13 protein-coding genes and 1 pseudogene are annotated in these 17,718 nt (G+C 66.3%); 4 read left to right on the forward strand and 10 right to left on the reverse strand.

What is annotated here, in order from left to right; genetic code table 11:
• The first annotated feature begins 116 nt into the window (after nt 1-116).
• Together AC0MAZ_RS18110 and AC0MAZ_RS18115 are read left to right on the forward strand one after the other, a co-directional pair.
• Nucleotides 117-2,207: a TonB-dependent siderophore receptor gene (locus AC0MAZ_RS18110; protein WP_475858774.1), complete on the forward strand. Its 2,091-nt coding sequence runs from the start codon at nt 117-119 to the stop codon at nt 2,205-2,207.
• 22 nt (nt 2,208-2,229) lie between these two features.
• Nucleotides 2,230-2,952 (forward strand): DUF4198 domain-containing protein, encoded by a 723-nt coding sequence (locus AC0MAZ_RS18115; protein ID WP_254464260.1) that lies wholly within the window; start codon nt 2,230-2,232, stop codon nt 2,950-2,952.
• Nucleotides 2,953-3,282: 330 nt separating this feature from the next.
• On the opposite strand, the pseudogene AC0MAZ_RS18120 reads toward AC0MAZ_RS18115, so the two are convergent.
• Nucleotides 3,283-3,651, reverse strand: a pseudogene (locus AC0MAZ_RS18120) (TonB-dependent receptor domain-containing protein); the annotation flags it as partial.
• A gap of 284 nt (nt 3,652-3,935) precedes the next feature.
• Here AC0MAZ_RS18120 and mrdA point away from each other — a divergent pair.
• Nucleotides 3,936-5,822 (forward strand): penicillin-binding protein 2, encoded by a 1,887-nt coding sequence (mrdA, locus tag AC0MAZ_RS18125; RefSeq protein ID WP_254464258.1) that lies wholly within the window; start codon nt 3,936-3,938, stop codon nt 5,820-5,822.
• 118 nt (nt 5,823-5,940) lie between these two features.
• On the opposite strand, the gene AC0MAZ_RS18130 is transcribed toward mrdA, so the two are convergent.
• The 8 genes from AC0MAZ_RS18130 to AC0MAZ_RS18165 form a co-directional block, all read right to left on the reverse strand.
• On the reverse strand, nt 5,941-6,702 hold the full coding sequence (locus AC0MAZ_RS18130; RefSeq protein WP_254464257.1) for an RHS repeat-associated core domain-containing protein: 762 nt from the start codon (nt 6,700-6,702) through the stop codon (nt 5,941-5,943).
• A 170-nt stretch (nt 6,703-6,872) separates the two neighbouring features.
• On the reverse strand, nt 6,873-7,592 hold the full coding sequence (locus AC0MAZ_RS18135; protein ID WP_203652473.1) for a thioesterase II family protein: 720 nt from the start codon (nt 7,590-7,592) through the stop codon (nt 6,873-6,875).
• A 4-nt stretch (nt 7,593-7,596) separates the two neighbouring features.
• A complete protein-coding gene (locus AC0MAZ_RS18140; protein WP_003256222.1) occupies nt 7,597-7,818 on the reverse strand; it encodes an MbtH family protein in 222 nt (73 codons plus the stop codon).
• A gap of 241 nt (nt 7,819-8,059) precedes the next feature.
• The gene (locus AC0MAZ_RS18145; protein ID WP_475858776.1) at nt 8,060-9,454 is read right to left on the reverse strand and encodes an efflux transporter outer membrane subunit; all 1,395 of its coding nucleotides are present in this window, start codon (nt 9,452-9,454) and stop codon (nt 8,060-8,062) included.
• Nucleotides 9,451-12,534, reverse strand: coding sequence for a MexW/MexI family multidrug efflux RND transporter permease subunit (locus AC0MAZ_RS18150; protein WP_475858777.1), 3,084 nt, complete (start codon nt 12,532-12,534; stop codon nt 9,451-9,453). The genes AC0MAZ_RS18145 and AC0MAZ_RS18150 overlap by 4 nt, the downstream gene beginning before the upstream one ends.
• Nucleotides 12,535-12,552: 18 nt before the next feature.
• Nucleotides 12,553-13,647: an efflux RND transporter periplasmic adaptor subunit gene (locus tag AC0MAZ_RS18155; RefSeq protein ID WP_203652470.1), complete on the reverse strand. Its 1,095-nt coding sequence runs from the start codon at nt 13,645-13,647 to the stop codon at nt 12,553-12,555.
• Nucleotides 13,648-13,661: 14 nt separating this feature from the next.
• Nucleotides 13,662-14,147: a DUF2165 family protein gene (locus tag AC0MAZ_RS18160; RefSeq protein WP_475858778.1), complete on the reverse strand. Its 486-nt coding sequence runs from the start codon at nt 14,145-14,147 to the stop codon at nt 13,662-13,664.
• A 284-nt stretch (nt 14,148-14,431) separates the two neighbouring features.
• A complete protein-coding gene (locus tag AC0MAZ_RS18165; RefSeq protein WP_203652468.1) occupies nt 14,432-15,646 on the reverse strand; it encodes a sugar transporter in 1,215 nt (404 codons plus the stop codon).
• Between the two features lie 209 nt (nt 15,647-15,855).
• Between AC0MAZ_RS18165 and AC0MAZ_RS18170 the strand changes: the two genes are divergently transcribed.
• Nucleotides 15,856-17,172 (forward strand): hypothetical protein, encoded by a 1,317-nt coding sequence (locus tag AC0MAZ_RS18170; protein WP_475858779.1) that lies wholly within the window; start codon nt 15,856-15,858, stop codon nt 17,170-17,172.
• A 37-nt stretch (nt 17,173-17,209) separates the two neighbouring features.
• On the opposite strand, the gene AC0MAZ_RS18175 is transcribed toward AC0MAZ_RS18170, so the two are convergent.
• Nucleotides 17,210-17,671 carry a sterol desaturase family protein gene (locus AC0MAZ_RS18175; RefSeq protein ID WP_186712493.1) on the reverse strand — a complete coding sequence of 154 codons (462 nt, stop codon included), beginning with the start codon at nt 17,669-17,671 and terminating at the stop codon, nt 17,210-17,212.
• Between the last annotated feature and the right edge of the window lie 47 nt (nt 17,672-17,718).

The following is a 17,718-nucleotide window of genomic DNA, read 5'->3' on the forward strand; positions in this document are numbered from 1 at the left end:
AACATTACAATAACGCGAATCATTCCCATCTGACAATCACGCCGTAAACCACAGCTCCCTATGGCGTCAGAGCAATGGTAAATGTTACGTTATTACATATTAATTGGAGATCCCCCGTGAACCCTCGCGCACCGCTTCTGGCCGGCCTCACCCTGGGCCTGTTCGGCCAACCCCTCTCGGCAGCCCAACCCCTGCTGCTGGAGGAAACCTCGATCACCGACGCCTACCTCGAAGAGCGTGCCGACGGCCCGGTGCAAGGCTATCGCGCCACCCGCTCGGCCACCGCCACCCGCACCGACAGCGATATCCGCGACACCCCGCAGAGCATCCAGGTGGTGCCCGCCCAGGTGATCAAGGACCTCAACACCACCCGCATCGACCGCGCCCTGGATTTCGCCGGCGGCGTGTCGCGGCAGAACAACTTCGGCGGCCTGACCTTCCTCAACTACAGCGTGCGCGGCTTCACCACCGGCGAGCTGTACAAGAACGGCTTTGCCATCAACCGCGGCAGCTACAGTTCCCCGGACACCTCCAGCATCGAGCGCATCGAAGTGCTCAAGGGCCCGGCCGCCAGCCTCTATGGCCGTGGCGACCCTGGCGGGCTGGTCAATATCGTCAGCAAGCGCCCCCAGGCCGAGACCTTCAGCACCCTCAGCCTGAGCGCGGGCAGCTGGGACCGCTACCGCACCGCCCTGGATGCCAACTCGCCCCTGGACAGCGAAGGCAACCTGCTGGGCCGGATCAACCTGGCGGTCGAGGACAACGGCAGTTTCCGCGATCACGTGAAAAGTGAACGACGCATCGTCAGCCCGTCGCTGAGCTGGCAGCTGTCGCCGGACACCCGGGTGATGCTCGATGCCGAGTTCTCGCGCACCGAATCGGTGTTTGATCGGGGCATTCCGGCGGTCAACGGCCAGATGGGTTCGGTGCCGCGCTCGGCCTTCATGGGCGAACCCAACGACGGCAAGATCCGCAACGACAACCAGACCCTCGACCTGGCGCTGGAGCACTTTCTCAACGACGACTGGAAGCTGCGCCTGGCCAACCACTACACCCAGGGCACGCTCAAGGGCAACAGCTCCGAGCCCCAGGCTCTGGTCGGCAACACCCTCACCCGCTTCTACCGCGAGCGTGACTTCGAGTGGAACGACAACATCACCCAGGCCGAGCTGCACGGCCAGTTCCAGCTGCTCGGCTGGCAGCACCAGAGCCTGATCGGGCTTGAATACGAAAACTACCGCAACAGCCAGAAGTACCCGCAAAGCGCGACCTCGGCGGGCTATGGCCTGGACATCTACAACCCGGTGTACGGCAAGCCCAAGCCGGCGCTCACACGGGCCAACGACTTCTTCGAACGTACCGAAAGCCATGCCCTCAACCTGCAGGACCAGATCGCCTTCACCGAGCGCCTGCGCGGCCTGCTCGGTGTGCGTCTGGAGCGCATTGAACAGACTGCGCAGAACCGCTCCACCGGGGTCAGCAACAGCCAGGCGAAGGATGTCGCCACGCCGCGCATAGGGCTGCTGTACCAACTGACCCCGCAAGTGGGCGTGTTCGCCAACGCCTCGACCTCGTTCAAGCCCAACACCATCGGCACCCAGGGCCAGGTCTACAAGCCTGAAAAAGGCCTGGGCTACGAGACCGGACTAAAGCTCGACCTGCTAGACAACCGCCTGGGCGCGACCATCGCGCTGTTCCATATCGACAAGGAAAACGTCATCACCACCGACGCACTCGGCGAAAGCGTGGCGGCGGGCGAAGCGCGCAGCCAGGGGCTGGACCTGCAGTTCAGCGGCCAACTGACCGACGCGGTGCGGGTGATCGGTGCCTACGCCTACATCGATGCCGAGGTCACTAAGGGCGACGCGGCCCTGCCCAAGGGCAGCGACTTGCTGGGCATTGCCCGCAACAGTGGCAGCGTGATGGGCGTGTACGAGTTCCAGGACGGCGCCCTGCGCGGCTCGGACATCGGCGCGGCGTTCAACTATGTCGGCGAGCGCTCCGGCCAGGCCGGCAGCCACTTCACCCTGGATGCCTACAGCACGGTCGACCTGCTGGCGCACTACAAGGCAAGCGAACAGGTCACCGTGGGGCTGAACCTCAACAACCTCTTTGATCGCAAGTACTACGAACGTTCGTACAACAGTTCGTGGGTGCTGCCCGGCGAGCCGCGCAACGTCAGCGTAAGCCTGACCCTGAACCTCTAAACCTCTGATTCAAGGGACTGTCATGCATCCATCACTGAAACTGGCCGCCCTGCTGGCCATGACCATCAGCGCCGACGCCGGCGCCCACGGCCTGTGGACCGAGCAGCGACGCGGCAATATCGAGGCGGTATACGGCCATGGCGCCGAGGATGACGCCTACAAGGCCGAGAAGATCAAGCGCGCCTGGGCGTTCGACAGCGCCGGCAAGATGATTCCGGTCAGCGTCGAGCGCCTGGCCGACCATGCTCGCCTGCAACCGCTCTCCCCGCCCGCGGCGCTGGCCGTGGTACTGGACAACGGACCGTGGTCACAGCGCCCGGACAAACAATGGGTCAACCAGGACCGCAACCAGGTCAAGGATGCCATCGCCTCGACTCACAGCTTCAAGTACAGCCTGGCCATCTACCAGGGCAGCGCCCGTTTGCCCAAGCTGGACATGCTGCGCCTGGCCATCGTGCCGCTGAGCGACCCGCTCAAGGTGGGGCCCGGCAACCTGCTGGAAGTGCAGGTCCTGATCGACGGCAAGCCCGCGCCGGGTATTCCCCTGCAGGGCGACTACCGGGGCGCGCCTGATCAGGTCAGCGCCACGACCGGCGCGGACGGCCGGGCGCTGATCAAGGTGCGCAACGAGGGCCTGAACATCATTGCCGCCCAAGCCACGCAGCCTTTGCCCGAAGGTTCCCCCGTGGCGCAACAGAGCCTGTTCAGCTCATTGACCTTCCTGGGCGAACCGCACCACGAATAGCCACGTCACACCAGGCCGCAGCGACCGGGGTGCCGATGAGAAAGTTGGCGAACAGCAAACCGCAACAGGTGTGCAGCCATGAAAGGGATTGGGTGATGGTTTTCTGCTTCATCCCAGGCGCTGCGGCAGTTGCGGCCAGAAGCCGATCAGCGCCAACAGCACGGCGGCGACGATGCGCGAGAGCATGGGCCAGGAGAGGTTCACGGTTTGCAATCCTTGGGGGCGCGTTGCGCCCCTTTCGCGGCACAAGGCCGCTCCTACAGAAGATCACGTCCCTCTGTAGGAGCGGCCTTGTGCCGCGAAAGGGCTGCGCAGCAGCCCCGCTTGTCATCAGAACGAGGTGGTCACCGACGCATAGAACGCGCGCCCCGGCTCGTTGTAGGTGGCGGCGCCGGCGCGGGTCCCCGCCCCTTCGCGGTAAACGCGCTTGTCGAACAGGTTGCTGATACCGGCGCCGAACGACAGGTTCTTGTTCAGCGCGTAAGTGCCACCGATGCCCCAGACATGGTACGGATCAAGGGTCTTCAGCTCGTTCTGAGCCGTAACGCTGACCTCGCGGGTCGGGTTGAACTGCCGCGGCTCCTGCTTGCCGTAGTAGGTGCCGGTCAGGCTCAGCGACAGGGCCTCGGTCACCTGCCAGTCGAGCATGGTGTTGACGGTGTACTCCGGCACCACCGACAGCGGGTTGCCGTCACTGTCCTCGATGGCGAGGATGCGCACCGGGGCATGGGAAGCAAGAGCCGACTGCATGGATTACCCTGCGAATGATAATGATTGCTTATCGCGTATTCTGACAAATCCCATCCCTTCGGCACAAATCCGATCGTTCCCAGCGTTCCATGAAGGAAACTTCATATTTGCCGCCAACCCCCTGGAAGCGGGGCCGAGCGGCGTTGCGTGGTGGCTGCGCGGCTGGGCTCGCCTTGAGCCCCCCTGCCCGCCCGCGTAGCATCCCGACCCCATTGCGTGACACCACGAAGCCCATGCCCCAGCCCATTCCCCTCAAGGACCACGAAACGGAAAAGCACCTGGTCAACCGCCGGTTGCTGGCCTGCGCCCTGCTGGTGATGAGCCTGGTGGCGGTGCTGGTGGGTCGGCTCTATGTACTGCAGGTGCTGCAGCACGACCAGCAGAGCGCGGTGTCGGAGAACAACCGCGTGCACGTGCTGCCGATTCCACCGGAACGCGGCCTGATCTATGACCGCAACGGCGTGGTGCTGGCCGACAACAAGCCCAGCTTCAACCTGACCATGACCCGCGAGCGGGCTGGCGACCCGGCGCGGGTGCTCGACAGCCTGGCGCAGATCCTCACGCTGTCCGAGGACGACCGCCAGCAGTTCGACAAGGACCTGCGCCGCGGACGCAAGCCGTTCGAGCCGGTGACCCTGCTGGTGGGCCTGAGCGAAGAGCAGATCGCCCTGATCGCGGTCAACCAGTTCCGCCTGCCGGGGCTGGAGGTCGAGCCGCAGTTCATCCGCGAATACCCGCTGGCCGAGCACTTCGCCCATTCGGTGGGCTACGTCGGGCGCATCAACGAAAAGGAAGCCAAGGCCCTCGACAGCACCGCCTACCGCGGCACCCAGTCGATCGGCAAGACCGGTATAGAACGTTTCTACGAGAACGAACTGCACGGCCAGGTGGGCTACGAAGAAGTCGAGACCAACGCCCAGGGCCGGGTGATGCGCGTGCTCAACCACCACGACCCGGTGCCGGGCAAGGACATCGTGCTGAGCCTCGACGCCCATCTGCAGCAGGCCGCCGAGAAAGCCCTGGGCGACCGGCGCGGCGCGGTGGTGGTGCTCGACCCGGCCAACGGCGATGTGCTGGCCATGGTCAGCAACCCGGCCTTCGACCCCAACCTGTTCGTCAAGGGCATCAGCTACAGGCAGTACGCCGCCCTGCGCGATTCCATCGACCGGCCGCTGTTCAACCGCGTGCTGCGCGGGCTGTACGCCCCCGGCTCGACGGTCAAGCCCGAGGTGGCCATCGCCGGCCTCGACAGCGGCGTGATCAACCCCGCCAGCCGGGTCTTCGACCCCGGCTACTACGAGCTGCCCAACTACGACCACAAGTACCGCAACTGGAACCGCACGGGCGATGGCTGGGTGGACATGTACACGGCGATCATGCGCTCCAACGACACCTACTTCTACGACCTGGCGCACAAGCTGGGCATCGACCGCCTGCACGACTACATGGCCGAGTTCGGCCTGGGCCAGAAGGTCTCGCTGGACATGTTCGAGGAAGCCCCCGGGCTGATGCCGTCACAGGCCTGGAAGCGCGCTACCCGGCGTCAGGCCTGGTTCCCCGGCGAGACGCTGATCCTCGGCATCGGCCAGGGCTACATGCAGGTCACCCCGCTGCAACTGGCCCAGGCCACCAGCCTCTTGGCCAGCAAGGGCGCCTGGCACCGCCCGCACCTGGCGCTGACCATCGGCGGCCAGGCGCCGGTCGACCCCAACCCGATGCCGGATATCGTGCTGCACGACCGGCACGCCTGGGACCAGGTCAGCCAGGGCATGCAGATGGTCATGCACGACCCGCGCGGCATCGCCCGCGCCGCCGCCGCCGGCGCGCAGTACCGCATCGCCGGCAAGAGCGGCACGGCGCAGGTGGTGGCGATCAAGCAGGGTGAACGCTACAACCGCAACAAGACCCTCGAGCGCCACCGCGACAACGCCCTGTTCGTCGGCTTCGCACCGGCCGAGCACCCGGCGATGGTGGTGGCGGTGATGATCGAGAACGGCGAGGCCGGTGGTCGGGTGGCGGGGCCGGTGGTGCGGGAGGTGATGGATGCGTATTTGCTGGATGAGCAGGGGCATTTGAAGGCGCAGTATGCGGGGATGGTCAAGGCTGTTCCGCATACATAGGGCCGTGCCTGAATCGAGGCTTGGATACTTGGCGCAAAGTGGTAGAAAGCGGTGAGACGAAGCGTCGCCCGCGCTGCGCACCGTGAATGATTTCCTTCGCTGATATTAAATATTGACCTCAGCTTTCCCTGACCAGGGGGGTACTATCCTGCACAAAATTCACGTTTCCAATTTCGGGATCAAGCGCTTTTAAATACATACTGGCGCCCATCTTGGCTATTTCCTTGGCCCGCTTGTCCAAGGTTTTCAGAACGTCTTTCCCACCAGTCCCCTCCCTAGATATCGCTTCCTTGCGGTCAGCTATCCCCTGCATTTCATTTACGTGGAAATCGTTGACAAGGATGGGTTCGCCCTGGTTGGACTCGAACACATAAAGCTTAACCACGTCCGACGTAGCCTCGTAGGATTGCGCTTCATGCACGAGATTCACGGTATCTCCAGTGCGGTTTGAGACCTTTTGTAGGCTAGGGACATACTCTCCGCCGGGAACTGGTCCGCTGGGACGGTCGATCTTGATCTTTATCTTGTAGGTAAGCGTGTGTCCTGATGGATCGACAGCGTTCACTGGATCTCCGCTGCAATAAACGTAAGCGTTTGGCCCCCCCTCGCCAAAGGGACTCAGGCTGTCAGGTGACAAGAAGCGCATCAACATCGGGCTGTACACCCGGTAGCCATTACCAAGCAGATAATCTCTGATGTTCAGCTCTTGCATTTGGCCATTGAACCCCAGCACCGAGGGCAGTTCATTGGCAACAGGCCGAAACCCGAATGCTGTATAGGGAATTGGGAGACTGGCCTGTACTGCGTGCTGACGCAGTACCGAGCCATGCCGGTCGGTTGCCAGCAATGCAGTATTCGAGGTGATGGTCGAGTCCGGCATGAAAACTCCTGAACGAGTTGTCTATCCGTATGACTCTGCGTGCAACACAACAGGCCTGCAACTGGCAAAAATATCAGGCCTGGTCGCCGGAGAACCAGCGACCACCCCAACGCAGGGAAAACAGCTAAGCCACGTTTGAAGCAGCGCTACAACGCGCCAGCAACCACCGATCAGGCACAAAGCCGCAGCGGCTCCAGGGTCCGACAGAGCACATCGAGCACCTGGTCTTCATGCTCGTGGATGAAGAAATGCCCGCCGGGGAATTTCGCCAGCGAATGCGCACCCACGGTCTCCCGCCCCCAGGCCTGCAACTGTTCGTCACTGGCGCGGTCATCCTCGCCGGCAAGTACGTGCAGCGGGCATTGCAACGGCTGGCGCTGCTGGTAGGCGTAGCGGCCGCAGAGCAGGAAGTCCGCCTGCACGATCGGCAGGGTCAGGCTCATCAGCTCCTGGTTGGCCAGTACTTCCTCGGGGGTGCCGCCCAGCTTGCGCAGTTCGGCGATCAGCTCGGCGTCGCCACGGGGTTCGGTCCACTTGCCGCCGGCGTAGTCCTCGCGGCGGGTCGGCGCCGCGGTGCCACTGGCGAACAACGCCAGCGGCGGTGGACAGCCCAGCGCCCGCAGCTCGTGGGCCAGCTCGAAGGCGACCAGCGCCCCCAGGCTGTGCCCGAGCAGGGCGTAGGGTGCCTGGGTGGCGGCGCGCTGCTCATGGGCCAACTGCCGGGCCAGGCCGCGCAGGTCGGTGTGCAGGTCATCGCCCATGCGCGCGCCGCGACCGGGCAGTTCCACCGGGCGCACCTGCAGCCAGGCCGGCAACTTGCGTCGCCAGCGGCTGTAGACCATGGCGCTGGCGCCGGAGTACGGCAGGCACAGCAGGTTCAGGCTCGACACCGGCTTACTGCGCCGCGGCTTCGGCCATCTTCTGGCGCAGGCTCAGTGGGCGCATGTCGGTCCAGACTTCATCGATGTAGGCCAGGCAGTCCTTCTTCAGGCCGCTCTTGCCCACCGCGCGCCAGCCGTTGGGGATCGCCTTGTAGTCGGGCCAGATGGAATACTGCTCTTCGTGGTTGACCACTACCTGGAACTGGATATCGTCGCGGTCGAAAACGGAAGTCATTGCCTGTCTCCTTGAATGATGAGTGCCGAACGCGCCGGGCGCAGGGCGGCTTCCATGAAAACGAAGGACGCTTGGGGAAAATTAGGGGCGCTCGACGATAGCATTGCGCGGCGCTCAAGATCGAGCGCCGCCCGCGCGGCGCATCGCGGATGAATCCGCTCCTACATCTGTTGCAACGTGGCCATGCCTGACAGGCCATGGTTGCCAGCCCTGTTAGTACGACATGCATGACCGATAGGTGCTACTGCGCCGCACTCCCCCACCCCAACGCCTTGTACAGCGCAATCGCATCCAGGTACGAGGCCGTCTCCGCCTCGGCCACCTCGCGCTTGATCGAGAACAGCGCACGCTGGTTCTCCAGCACCGCCAGGTAGGTCCCCGCGCCGCGCCGGTAGCGCTTGTTGGCAATGTCGATGGCCTCGCTGCCGTGGCCGGCGGAGGCCACCAGGCTTTGCAGCCGTGCCTGGTTGCGCACCAGTTGCGTCACCGCGTTTTCCACCTCTTCGCGAGCCAGCAGCACGGCCTGCTGGTAGCGTGCCTGGCTGCCCTCGGCCAGCGCCTCGCGCACCCGCAGGCGGGCCCGGGCGTTGCCCAGGCGCAGCGCCGGCCAGGTCACCACCGGCGCCAGCTCGTAGGCACGGGCGGCACTGCCCAGGTCGCCGCTGCGCAGGGCGAAGAAGCCGATGAAGCCGCCCAGGTCCAGGCGCGGGTAGAGCTCGGCGGTGGCCGCGCCGACGTCCTCGGTGCTGGCTGCCAGCTCACGCTCGGCGCTGACAACATCGGGGCGCTGGCCGATCAATGCGTCGACATCGCCCAACGGCAACTGGCGCGCCAACGGCGGCAGGAACGGCGCGGCGCCCTGCTCCTGGCTGCCCGGCACCTGTCCGGTCAGCACGTCGAGGCGGTAGCTGGCCTGCTGGATCGCCGCCTGCAACGGCGGCACCGCCGCCTCGCTGAGCAACAGGTTGGCGTGGGCGTTCTGCTGGTCTTCGTACTGGCCACTGCCGGCGCGCACCTGGGCGCTGGTCAGTTGCAGGGTCTCGCGCCAGGCCTCGACCTGGTCCTCGGCCACGGTCAGGCTGCGTTTGAGCCCAAGCTGGAGGTAGTAGTTGCGGGCCACCTCCGCGGCGATACTCAGCCGCGCCTGGCGCAGGTCTGCCGCCGCCGCGTCGGCGCGAGCCTCGGCGGCGTCGGTCAGGCGCTGCAGGCGACCGAACAGGTCGATCTCCCACTGCACGTCGAAACCGGCGCGGTACTGCTCGGTGCGCATGCGTCGCGGGTCGCTGCCATCGGCCGGTTGCTGCTGCTCCAGGCTCTGGTTGTAGCCGGCGCGGGCAGTGACCCAGGGATAGCGGTCGAGGCTGCGGTCGTCGAACAGCGCCCGCGCCGCCAGCAGGTTGGCGTGGGCCTGGCGGATGTCGTGGTTGTTGGCCAGGGCCTGGTCGACCAGGCGCACCAACTGCGGGTCATCGAAGAACCGCCACCACTGCGCCGGCAACTCGCCACGGGCGGCGAAGGCCGCGCGCTGCGGGCTGTGCACGCCAGTGGCCGGTACCTCGGCCTTCTGGTAGTCGGGGCCGACGCTGCACGCAGTCAAGGCCAGGGCCATCAGGGAAACGACGAATACAGGCTTCATGGCTGGCCCTCCAGGGTTTCGGCCAACGACCGTGCCCGCGCCGAATGCGCGGTGCTGGCATGGTCACGGGCCAGCAGGCTGTAGATGGTCGGCAGCACGAACAAGGTGAACAAGGTCCCCACCAGCATCCCGGTGACGATCACCACGCCCAGCCCGAACCGGCTGGCGGCGCCGGCGCCCGAGGCGAACAGCAGCGGGATCAGCCCCACCACCATGGCCGCCGTGGTCATCAGGATCGGCCGCAGGCGGATCTGCGCCGCCTTGCCGATCGCCGTGCGCCGGTCCAGGTGCTGCTCGGCCTGCAGGGTGTTGGCGAACTCGACCATGAGGATGCCATGCTTGCTGATCAGCCCGATCAGCGTCACCAGGCCGATCTGCGTGTAGATGTTCACCGTGGCCACCCCCAGCGCCAGGGGCAGCAGCGCGCCGCTGATCGACAGCGGCACGGTGATCAGGATGATCAGCGGATCGACCAGGCTCTCGTACTGCGCCGCCAGCACCAGGTAGATCACCACCACGGCGGCGAGGAAGGCCAGCATCAGGGCGTTGCCCTCCTGCTGGTACTGGCGGGCGTCGGACTGCCAGTCGATGCTGAAGCCAACGGGCAATTCAGCCGCGACCTGTTCGAGGAAGGCCACGGTGTCGCCCAGGGTGACCCCGGCCGCCGGGATGCCCTGGAAGGTCGCCGCGTTCTGCTGGTTGAACTGGGTCAGGCGGTTGGGCTCGACCTGCTCGCTGACCTGCACCACGGTGGACAGCGGCACCAGCCGGCCCTCCTCGCTGCGCACGTACTGTCGGGTCAGGGCCTGCGGGGTCAGGCGCTGGTCACGCGGGCTCTGGGCGATGACGTCGTAGGAACGGCCGTCGAGGCCGAAACGGTTGAGGTAGTTCTCCCCCACCAGCACCGCCAGCGACTCGCCGATGTCCTGCATGCGGATACCCATGCTGTTGGCCTTGGCCCGGTCGACCCGCACCTGCACCACCGGGTTGTTGTAGTCCAGGTCGCTGTCGACCACGGCGAACAGGCCGCTCTGCCGGGCCTTGGCCTTGACCTGCTCCATGGTGTCGAACAGCACCCGGTAGTCCTGGGAGCTGCGCAACACCATCTGCACCGGCAGTCCACCGGTGGAGCCCGGCAGCGCCGGCAGCTGGAAGGCGAAGATGCTGGTGCCCTCGACATCGTTGACCGCCGCCTGCAGGTCGAGCTGGATCTGCGAGGCGTTGCGCGCGCGCTCGTCCCACGGTTGCAGGTTGATGCCGCCGATGCCCGAGGCGATGCCGTCGCTGCCGTTGATGATCCAGGTGCTGACGGTCTCCGGCAGGGTGCGGTAGACCGCGTCGAGCTTGTCGGCAAAACGTTCGACATAGGCCAGGTTGGCATGCTGCGGCGCCTTGATCGCGGTGAGCAGCCCGGCCTGGTCCTCGGTCGGCGCCAGCTCGCGCTGCGGCAGGCTGTACAGCAGCGGCAGGCTGACCAGCACCAGTAAGGCGAAGCCGACGCTGATCCAGCGATGTTTCAGTGAGAACCCCAGCACATGGGCATAGCGCTCGGCCAGCCAGTCGAAGAAGCGGTTCGCGGCATGGGCCATGCGCCCCTCGGACTGGCGCGCATCGAGCAGGAACGAGCTCATCACCGGCGACAGGGTCAGCGCCACCACGCCGGAGACCACCACCGCGCCGGCCAGGGTCAGGGCGAACTCGCGGAACAGCGCGCCGGTCAGCCCGCCCATCATGCCGATCGGCGCGTACACCGCGGCCAGGGTGATGGTCATGGCGATCACCGGCCCGGCCACCTCGCGGGCTCCGATCAACGCCGCCGCCACCGGCGTGCGCCCCTCCTCGATATGGCGGTGGACGTTCTCCACCACGACGATGGCATCGTCCACCACCAGCCCCACGGCCAGCACCATGGCCAGCAGGGTGAGCAGGTTGATGCTGAAGCCGAACACCAGCATCAGCGCCGCCGCGCCAAGCATCGACAGGGGAATGGTCACCACCGGGATCAGCACCGTGCGCAGCGAACCCAGGCACAGGTAGATGACCACCACCACGATCGCCAGGGCTTCGAGCAAGGTCTTGGTGACCTCGTCGATGGAGGCTTGGATGAAGCGCGCCGTCTCGAAGGCAAGCTCGGCCTTGACGTCCGGCGGCAGGGTCTGGCGAATCTGCGGCAGCAGCTGGCGGATGCCCTCGACGATCACCAGCGGGTTGCCGCCCGGGGTGGCGAACAGGCCCAGGTGCACCGCCGGTACGCCGTCCATGCTGGCGCTGGTCTCGGCCGAGGCGGCGCCGAGCTCGACGGTGCCGATGTCACGGATGCGCACCAGGCCATTGCCGTCGTTGCGGATCACCAGCTCACGGAAGTCGCCGACCGAGGTCAGGTCGGTGTCGACGCGGATATTGGCAATCACATATTGGCCCTTCACCTTGCCGGGCGCCGCCTGATAGTTGTTGCGCCGTACCGCCTCGGCCACGTCGGCGGCGGTCAGGCCCCGGGCGGCCAGGCGCGCCGGGTCGATCCACAGGCGCATCGACAGGGTCTGGCCGCCGAACACCTGGACCTTGGCCACGCCCTCGATGGTGCTGAGCAAGGGCTCGACCACCCGCGTGAGGTAGTCGGTCATGGCCGGGATCGGCAGGCTCGGGCTGGCGAAGCCGATATAGGCCACCGCCGTGGACTCGCCGGCCGAGCGCTCGATCACCGGGTCATAGGCGCGCTCCGGCAGGCGGTAACGCACCTGGTTGACCTTGGCCATCACCTCGGTCAGCGCCTGGGTCGAGTCGCGGTTGAGCTCCATGCGCACGGTCACCAGGCTGCGGCCCTGGACCGAGGAGGACGACAGGTAGTCGATGCCTTCCACCGACGACACCGCCTGGGCGATCGGCTGGGTGACGAAGCCCTGCATCAGCTCGGCCGGGGCGCCGGGGTATTCAGTGGTCACGGTGATGGTCGAGCTTTCCAGCAGCGGGTACTGGCGGATCGGCAACTGCAGCAGCGACAGCAGCCCAAGCAACAGGATCAGGGTGCTGACCACCAGCGCCAGCACAGGCCGGCGCACGAACAGGTCGGTGAATGTCATGGCATGTTCTCGCTGGGGTCAGGCGCCGCTGGCCGGGGCCTGCAGGGTGTCTTCGGTGGCTTGCACGGCGGTACCGTCGCTCAGGCGCAACTGCCCGGATACCACCACCTGGTCGTCCTCGTTCAGACCCTGCTCGATCACCACACGGCCGGCCTGGCGCTCGCCGGTGCGCACCGCCACCCGCTGCACCACCAGGGCATCGGCGGCGTCATCGCGGCGGGCGACGAACACCGTGTCGCCATAGGCGGTGTAGGCCACCGCGGTTTCCGGCACGGTCAGCACCTGGCCGTCATCGGGGCTGGCCACCTGCACGCTGGCGTACATGCCGGCCGCAAGGCGCGCATCAGGTTTGGCCAGGGTGGCCTGGACCTGCACCGTGCGCGACCGCCCGATCAGCGGGTCGATGGCCGTGATATGGGCGGTGAACGGCGTGTCGGGGAAAGCGTCCAGGCGCACCTCGACCGGCTGGCCGGGGCGCAGCTGGGCGCTCAACTGCTCTTCGAGGGAGAAGTTGACGTACAGGCTGCGAGTGTCGATCAGGCTGACTACCGGATCGCCGACATTGAGGTACTGCCCCTGGTTCACCCGGCGGATGCCCAGGCGCCCGTCGAACGGTGCGCGCACCGCCTTCTGGGCGATCACCGCCTCGGTGCGGGCCAGCTCGCCCTGGGCCATGTCGCGGGCCGCCAGGGCATTGTCCAGCTGTTCCTGGGTGGCAGCGTTCTCGCGCAGCAGGTCCTTGACCCGCCGGTGGTTGGTCCGCGCATTGTCCAGCTGGGCCTTCAGGCGCAGGCGCTCAGCCTGCTCCGGGGCATCGTTGAGGGTGACCAGCACATCGCCCTTGCGCACCTGCTGGCCGGATGTGAAGTTGATCGCCGTCACCCGTCCGCCGATTTCGGCCGAGACCAGCACCTGGTGCACCGCCTCCAGCTCGCCGACGCCGGCGAAGGCGCGTTTTTGCGGTGCTTTCTGCACCGTGGCCAGGGCCACCTTGACCAGGTGCCGCGCCGGTGTCGCCGTGGCCTGGGCCTGGCCGGTGTGGCGCCAGGCCAGACCGCCGGCGGTGACCAGCGCCAGTACCAGGGCGCTGCCAAGTATCGTCTTGCTATTCATCGCGCGTCCTCGCCTCAGGCCCAGTTCAGGTTGAACAGGAAGAACGCCAGGATCGCCCACAGCACCAGCACCAGATGGGTGAGCTGCAGGCCTTCCTGGCGAATCCAGTAGCCGAACCACAGGCCACCGAGCAGCATGGCGAAGGTGAAGGCTAGGAACGCGGCGAGCGCCAGGTTCAGCCAGGCGCGGGCCATGAGCGGATCCTGGGCGACGATCAGCCCGTAGCAGCCGACCCAGGCCGCCAGGCTGGCGACGATCTGCAGCAGCAGGATCACCAGCAGTGCGGCGCGGGCCAGGCCGGCCGACTGGCAGGCCCGGCGCAGCAAGGGGAAGTCGATGGCCGGCGGTTGGCGCAGTGGCGCCATGGCCAGGGTGGCGCCGATGGCGCCGACGGAACTGGCGAAAGCCTGCAGGTTGTTCAATACCGCGATGCTCAGCCATAACGCCAGGCCCACGGCCTGGATGGCCTGGAACAGCCACAGGGAGGTGTGCAAATCCATATCAACGTCCGTATTGATGGCCTGGCCAGGGGGAACAGGCAATTACACAAGAAAACGCCTGGATATTAGTGGCAGCCTTGCCGATGCACAAGCGCCCCTATTACAGGGGCGCTGGTTGCCAGGGGGATTGATGCGGATCAGTCGGGAGAGATTCCCAGGGGTGGAGGTGCCGGGAAGCGGGTTTTTTCTGTAGGAGCGGCTTTAGCCGCGATGCAGGCAACGCGGAGCCTGGCACCCGCTTCGCGGGTGATCGCGGCTAAAGCCGCTCCTGCAGAGGTCGCGGTTCAGGCCTGGCCGGGAACTCGCGTCAGGGCTTCGCGAAAGCGTTGGGTGCTGGCCAGCGCCAGCACCAGGCCAACGACGGCGACGCCGCCACCGACCAGGCCGATATGCGCCACGCCCAGCTGGCTGCTGACGATGCTGCCCAGCAGCGCGCCGCCGCCGATGCCGATGTTGTAGATACCCGAGAACAACGCCATGGCCACGTCGGTGGCGTCCGAGGCGAGCTTGAGGGTCTTGGACTGCAGGGCCAGGCTGAAGCTCAGGATCGCCACGCCCCAGACCATGTTCAGGGCGGCGAACACCTGGAAATTGCCCGACAGCGGCAACAGCAACAGCAGGCACGCGGCAAGCGCGCCGATGGCGCCCACCAGGAAGCCATGGGGGAAGCGCTCGCTGTAGCGGCTGAACAGCACCGAGCCGAACACGCCGGCACCACCGTACAGCAACAACAGCAACGTGGTGTGTTCACCACTGATCTGCGCCACGTGCAGGGCGAAGGGCTCGATGTAGCTGTAGGCGGTGAACTGCGCGGTGATCACCAGCGTCACCAGCACGTAGGTGATCACCAGCGCCGGGCGCTTGAACAGGATAGGCAAGCTGCGCAGCGAGCCGGAGTTCTGGCTCGGCAGCAGCGGCAGCGACTTCATCAGGCACAGCATGGTCGCCAGCGCCACCCCGGCAATGCACAGGAAGGTAATGCGCCAGCCCAGCGCCTCGCCCACCACCCGCCCCAGCGGGATGCCCATGACCATCGCCAGGGTGGTGCCGGTGGCCAAAAGGCCCAGCGCCTTGGCCTGCTGGCCGGGCGGCGCCACGCGCACCGCCAGCGACGCAGTGATGGCCCAGAACACCGCGTGGGCCAGGGCGATGCCGATACGGCTGACCAGCAGCATGGCGAAGCTCTGCGACAACCACGACAACAGGTGGCTGGCGATGAACACCAGGAACACGATCAGCAGCAGGCGCCGCCGCTCGATATTGCGGGTCATCAGCATCATCGGCAGCGACGCCAGCGCCACCACCCAGGCATAGATGGTCAGCATCAGGCCGACCTGCGCGGTGGTCATCTCGAAGCTGCGGCCGATATCGCTGAGCAGCGCCACCGGGACGAACTCGGTGGTGTTGAAGATGAACGCCGCAAGGGCCAGGGCGATGACGCTCAGCCAACTGCCATTGCCGGCTGTGGGAGGCATGGAGGTAGGTACGGGTCCATTCATGTGATGAGGTTTTTCTCCGCGGGCAAGGCAACAGGACGCACATCGCCTGCCCAGGTGCCAGGCCGGTGACGCACGTTTGATTATTGGAAGGATGCCCAGCATGGTACGCATCAAGCCCGGCCCTCACAACCTCGGGTGCGGACGGAGTACCATGCACCCTTTTGTGGCATCGCCACCCCCCCCTGCGGAACAAGGAGTTCGATCCGCCCATGGACAAGCAGCACCCCCAGCAGCAGTGGCGCGAGGCGGTCATCGCCTACGCCGAGGCCATCAACCGCTATGTCGCGCAGGGCCGTGCGCAAGGCTGGGACGATCTGGAAGAGCCGCAGGCAGCGGCCACCGAACACCTGCTCGACGCCTGGCTGGCGGCGCTGCGGGCCATCAACCGGCCCGGCGTCGACCCGGCACAGCGCCAGCTGTTCCGCGAGGCCTGGCCGCCGGCGCACCTGCCACTGGTGCCCTTGTTCGAGGAACAGGCCCAGGGCATCGGCAGCCTGCTGCTGCTCGACGACGGCAGCCTGCTGGCGCGCATCGGCATGCCGTTCGACCGGGGGCAGGTGCTGCGCATCGACGACCAGGGCGTCACCCCGGTGATCGGCGTCGAGCATTTCGGCCGCTGCCCGCAACGGCGCTACTACGCCCTGGCCAATGCCGAAGGGGTGCGCGTGACCGATGGCTGGGGCGGCCCGCAGGTGGCCAGGCTGGCCTGGCCCCATGGCCTGGAAGGGTTGCCCGCCGGCTACCCGTTCGACCCCCTCGACCTGCCGCCGATACCCACCGCGCTGCTGCCCTTCCCCGATGGCCAGCGGGTCCTGCTGGTCAGCAGCGACGGCATCTTCGTGCTCGCCGCCAGCGGTGCCACGCGCCTGTTGCCGCGGCAGGCGGACATTCTCGATGAACTGCGCCAGGGCACCGATCCGGACGACATCGTCCTGGGCCTGGCCATGGAGCATGCCGCGCTGTCACCGGATGGCCGGCTGATCGCCCTGGGCGAGCAATGCGGCCGACACCTGGTGCTCGACGAGCAGTTCAAGCCCATCGCCGAAGTGGGCCCGGCCAGCGAATACCCGCACTTCGCCCTGTTCAACCGGCGTGGCGACCAGCTGATCCTCAACGCCTGCCACTTCTACCGGGGCGGCACCGTCGGCGTGCGGGTGGCCGACCTGCCGGGGCTGGATACCGGTTTCTACAGCGAGGACCCGCGCACGCCGCTGTTGCAGGACGGCGCACGGATCTACGCCGGCGTGGCCCGTGAAAGCGAGTACATCGTCGGCGACGCCCATGGCTACCTGCGCGCCTTCGGCGAGGACGGCAGCGAGCACTGGCAGCACTACCTCGGCTCGACCATCAGCGCCATGGACATCAGCGCCGATGGCCGCACCCTGGCGGTGGCCAGCCATGCCGGTTTCATTTCACTGATCGCCCTGGACAGCGGCAGGCCGCAATGGCAGATCGGCACCGGGGCGCATGGCGAGGTGAGGCGCTGGTTGTGCTGGAAGGGATTCGAGCATCCGCTGGCCTGGTAGGCCGGCGGCGCCTGAAGGTCGAGGAGAGGCGTGAAGCTCAGCCCCGCCGCCGCTTCAGCTGTTGCTTCAACACCCGCAAGGGCGGCGCGTAGAAGAAGCCGAACGAAACGCTGCCCTGGCGCCCCTTCACCGCATGGTGCAGGCGATGCGCCCGATACAGGCGCCTGAGGTAGCGGTTGACCGGTTTCGGTGCTCGCGGCCAGTGCCGGTGGAAAAAGCCATCGTGGGCCAGCACATAGGCTACGCCATACCCCGCTACCCCAGCGCCAACCCATTGCAACGGTGCATGCCCGGCCTTGCCCAGGGCCACCAGCGCCGTGGCGATCAGGCCCAGGGCCAGCAGGTAGAGGTCGTTGGTCTCCAGCATGCCCAGCTGCGGCTCATGGTGCGAGCGGTGCAGCCACCAGCCCCAGCCGTGCATGACATACTTGTGGGCCAGCGTGCCGACGCCCTCCATGGCCACCAGGGTGCCGAACAGCACGGCGAGATTGAACAACATGGATCGGTCCGGGGGGTTGGCAACGAAAGGCGCAAGGGTACCATTGC

It is taken from the genome of Pseudomonas sp. A (assembly GCF_056270345.1).